The organism is Geodermatophilus sp. DF01-2 (assembly GCF_004571065.1).
In the GTDB taxonomy this organism is placed as follows: Bacteria; Actinomycetota; Actinomycetes; order Mycobacteriales; family Geodermatophilaceae; genus Geodermatophilus.
This window is the reverse complement of the sequence record NZ_SPQN01000153.1, coordinates 1-4,127: the sequence shown is the minus strand read 5'-3', so window position 1 is coordinate 4,127 and position 4,127 is coordinate 1. Positions and strand designations below refer to the sequence as shown.

3 protein-coding genes and 1 pseudogene are annotated in these 4,127 nt (G+C 78.9%); all 4 read left to right on the top strand.

What is annotated here, in order from left to right:
- Positions 1-941, top strand: a pseudogene (locus E4P41_RS21330) (primosome assembly protein PriA); the annotation flags it as partial.
- Between the two features lie 43 nt (positions 942-984).
- The gene (gene def / locus E4P41_RS21325) at positions 985-1,518 is read left to right on the top strand and encodes a peptide deformylase (protein WP_135143198.1); all 534 of its coding nucleotides are present in this window, start codon (positions 985-987) and stop codon (positions 1,516-1,518) included.
- Positions 1,485-2,456 carry a methionyl-tRNA formyltransferase gene (gene fmt / locus E4P41_RS21320; protein WP_245177552.1) on the top strand — a complete coding sequence of 324 codons (972 nt, stop codon included), beginning with the start codon at positions 1,485-1,487 and terminating at the stop codon, positions 2,454-2,456. The genes def and fmt overlap by 34 nt, the downstream gene beginning before the upstream one ends.
- Complete coding sequence (locus E4P41_RS21315; protein WP_135143197.1) at positions 2,453-3,835, top strand: transcription antitermination factor NusB; 1,383 nt, start codon at positions 2,453-2,455, stop codon at positions 3,833-3,835. The genes fmt and E4P41_RS21315 overlap by 4 nt, the downstream gene beginning before the upstream one ends.
- The last annotated feature ends 292 nt before the right edge of the window (positions 3,836-4,127 follow it).

Here is a 4,127-nt window from a genome sequence, read left to right as displayed (position 1 = left end):
TGCCCAGCCTCGCCCACCGGGTCGCCCGCCAGGCCCTCGCCGACGGTGCTCCCGTGCTCGTCCAGGTGCCGCGGGCCGGGTACGCGCCCGGGCTGGCCTGCGACCGGTGCCGGGCGCCGGCCCGCTGTGCGGTCTGCTCCGGGCCGCTGGGCATCGCGCCCACGCCCGGCCCGGGCGGGTCGCGGGTGCCGGCCTGCCGCTGGTGCGCCCGCCCGGCGGCCATCTTCGACTGCCCGTACTGCTCCGGCACCAAGCTGCGCGCCTCCGTCGTCGGCGCCGCCCGCACCGCCGAGGAGTTGGGCCGGGCCTTTCCCGGGGCAGCGGTGCGGGTCTCCGGCCGCGGCTCGGGCGTGCTCGCCGCGGTGCCCCCCGGTCCGGCGCTGGTCGTGGCCACACCGGGTGCCGAGCCGGTCGCCGAGACGGGCTACGGTGCGGCGCTGCTGCTGGACTCCTGGGCGCTGCTCGGCCGGGCCGACCTGCGGGCCGGGGAGGAGACGCTGCGCCGCTGGATGAACGCCGCCGCCCTGGTCCGGTCGGCGTCGGCGGGCGGGCAGGTGGTCGTCGCCGCCGACGCCGCCCACCCCGTCGTCCAGGCGCTGGTGCGCTGGGACCCCGGCTGGCTGGCCGCCCGCGAGCTCGCCGACCGCCGGGAGCTCGGCTTCCCGCCGGCCACCCGGATGGCGGCGCTGTCGGGCTCGGCGCCGGCGCTGGCCGACTTCCTGGAGGCAGCCCGGCTGCCCGCAGACGCCGACCTGCTGGGCCCGGTGCCCGAGCCGCCGCGCCCTGGGCAGGATGGGGAGCGGGAGCGCTACCTGGTGCGGGTGCCGCGCGCCCAGGGCGCAGCGCTGGCGCACGCGCTGGCCGAGGTGCAGGGCGTGCGCAGCGCGAAGAAGGCGCCCGAGCACGTCCGGGTGCAGCTGGACCCGCTGGACCTCGTCTGAGCGGCCCGACGGCGCCGTCTCCCGCGCCGCCTAGGATCGACCGGTGAGCGTGACCCCCATCCGGCTGCTGGGCGACCCCGTGCTGCGCACGCCCGCCGCCCCGGTCGTCGACTTCGACCGGGAGCTGCGCCGGCTGGTCGCCGACCTGACCGAGACGATGTTCGCCGCCGGCGGAGCGGGGCTGGCCGCCCCGCAGATCGGCGTCGGGCTGCGGGTGTTCACCTGGTACGTCGACGGCGAGGTGGGCCACCTGGTCAACCCCGAGGTGGCACCGGTCGGGGAGGAGACCGAGGAGGGCCCCGAGGGCTGCCTGTCCATCCCCGGGTTCACGTTCGACTGCCGGCGCCACCTCCGTGTGGCCGCGACCGGCTTCGACGTCTTCGGTGAGCCGGTCCGGGTCGAGGGCTCGTACCTGCTGGCCCGCGCGGTGCAGCACGAGGTCGACCACCTCGACGGGGTCCTCTTCGTCGACCGGCTGGACGCCGAGGCCCGCACCGCCGCCCTGGCCGCGATCGCCGAGGCCGAGTGGACCGGCGCCGGGGCGTGGGTGCCGCGGGTGGAGGTGAGCCCCCACTGAGGCTGCTCTTCGCCGGGACGCCGGACGTCGCCGTCCCCTCGCTGGAACTCCTGCTGGCCTCCGACCACGAGCTGGTGGCCGTCCTGACCCGGCCCGACGCCCGCTCGGGACGCGGTCGCCGGGTCAGCCGTTCCCCGGTCGCCGAGCGCGCCGACGCCGCCGGCGTGCCGGTGCTGCAGCCGCGCTCACCACGGGAGCCGGAGTTCCTCGAGCGGCTCGCCGAGCTGGCCGTCGACTGCGTACCCGTGGTGGCCTACGGCGCGCTGGTGCCGCGGGCGGCCCTCGACCTGCCGCGGCACGGCTGGGTCAACCTGCACTTCTCGCTGCTGCCGGCCTGGCGGGGCGCGGCGCCCGTCCAGCACGCGGTCATGGCCGGCGACGAGGTCACCGGCGCCGCCACCTTCCGGCTGGAGGCGGGCCTGGACACCGGGCCGGTCTACGGGGTGGTCACCGAGCCGGTGGCGCCCCGGGACACCGCCGGGGACCTGCTGGCCCGGCTCGCGGTCAGCGGCGCGCGGCTGCTGCTGGCCACGCTCGACGGCATCGCGTCCGGCACGCTGCAGCCGCAGCCGCAGCCGACGGAGGGGGTCAGCCTGGCGCCGCGGATCGAGCCGGCCGACGCCCGCGTCGACTGGGCGCTCCCGGCCTACGTGGTCGACCGCCGGATCCGCGGGGTCACCCCGGCTCCGGGGGCGTGGACCACGTGGCGCGGCGACCGGCTGCGGCTGGGTCCGGTCGAGCCGCTGCCGTCGTCGCTCGGGCTGGCGCCCGGCGAGCTGTCGGTGGGTCCGACCGGCGTGCTGGTCGGCACCGGCCGCGGCGCCGTCCGGCTCGGCGAGGTGCAGCCGGCGGGCAGGCGGATGCTGCCCGCCGCCGACTGGGTTCGCGGGGCGCGACCGGTGCCGGGCGAGCGGCTCGGCGAGCAGGAGGCCTCGTGAGCGCCCCCCGCCGCGGCAACCGCCGCCCGCCGTCCCGCCGCCATCGGCCGGTGCTCGACGGCGCGCGGCTGACCGCCTTCGACGTCCTCGACGGCGTCACCGGCCGCGGCGCCTACGCCAACCTGCTGCTGCCGCAGCTGCTGCGCGAACGCGCCGCCGACCTCGGGGAGCGGGACGCCGCCTTCGCCACCCAGCTGGCCTACGGCACGCTGCGGGCCACGGGGACGCTGGACGCCGTGCTGGCTCCGCTGGTCTCCCGGCCGCTGGAGGAGCTCGACCCGCGAGTGCTCGACCTGCTGCGGCTGGGCGCGTACCAGGTGCTGGACCTGCGGGTGCCCGCGCACGCCGCCGTCGACACGACCGTGGCGCTCACCCGGGCGATCGTCGGCACCGGCGCCTCCGGCCTGGTGAACGCGGTACTGCGCAAGGTCGCCGCGGGCGGCGACCGGGCGGCGTGGCTCGACCGGCTCGACGGGGACGCCGACCAGCGGCTGGCGCTGGCCACCGACCACCCGCGCTGGATCGTCGAGGCGTGGCAAGAGGCGTTGGACGACCCGGCCGAGCTGGAACCCGCGCTGCTGGCCGACGACGCCGCCCCCGAGGTGCACCTGGTCGCCCGCCGGGTGCCCCGCGAGCAGCTGGTCGAGGAGTCCGGCGGACGGCCGGGCCCCTGGTCGCCGTACGCCGTCCGGCTCGGTGGCGGGGACCCGGCGCGGGTGCCGGCGGTGCGGGCGGGCGCGGCCGCGGTGCAGGACGAGGGCAGCCAGCTCGCCGCGCTGCTGCTCACCCGCGCGCCGCTCGACGGCCCGGACGCCGCGTGGCTGGACGTGTGCGCCGGCCCCGGCGGCAAGGCCGGGCTGCTCGCGGCGGTGCGGCCCGCGGGGGTGCGGCTGACCGCGGCCGACCGGGCGCCGCACCGGGCCGAGCTGGTCCGGCAGGCGCTGCGCGGCGAGGACGACGTCGAGGTGCTGGTCGCCGACGGGCGGACACCGCCGTGGGCGCCCGGCTCCTTCGACCGGGTGCTGCTCGACGCCCCGTGCACCGGTCTCGGGGCGCTGCGCCGCCGGCCCGAGGTGCGCTGGCGACGCACGCCCGACGACGTGCCGCCCCTGGTGGAGCTGCAGACGGCGCTGCTGGACAGCGCGCTGACCTCGGTGCGGCCCGGCGGCGTGGTCGCCTACGTGACCTGCTCTCCGCACGCCGGCGAGACGGTCGCCGTGGCCGATGCCGCGGCCGGCCGGGACGACGTCGAGGTGCTGCCCGTCGCCCCGCTGTTCCCGGAGGTCCGGGGGATGGCGCGGGGGGAGTACGGGCAGCTGTGGCCGCACCGGCACGGCACCGACGCCATGTTCATGGCGCTGCTCCGCCGGACCTGCTGAGCTGCTCGGATCCCGTCCCCGGATGCCGGCGCCGTGCTGGTCTCCGCGGCGGGGTCGCCGTCACGCCGCCCGTCCTCGTCGCCGTCCTCGTCGCCGTCCTCGTCGCCGTCAGGGTCGTCGTTGTCGCCGTCGTGGTCGTCATCGTGGTCGTCGTGGCCGTCATCGTGGTCGTCGCCGGACCGCGGCGGGGTCAGGGGTGCGGCGGGCGATCCGGGGGCCGGCGGCATCCCCGTGCCCGGGGCCGGCCCGGCGTCCGGCGTCGGGCGGCTGCTGGGGGTCGGGCCGGCCGGCG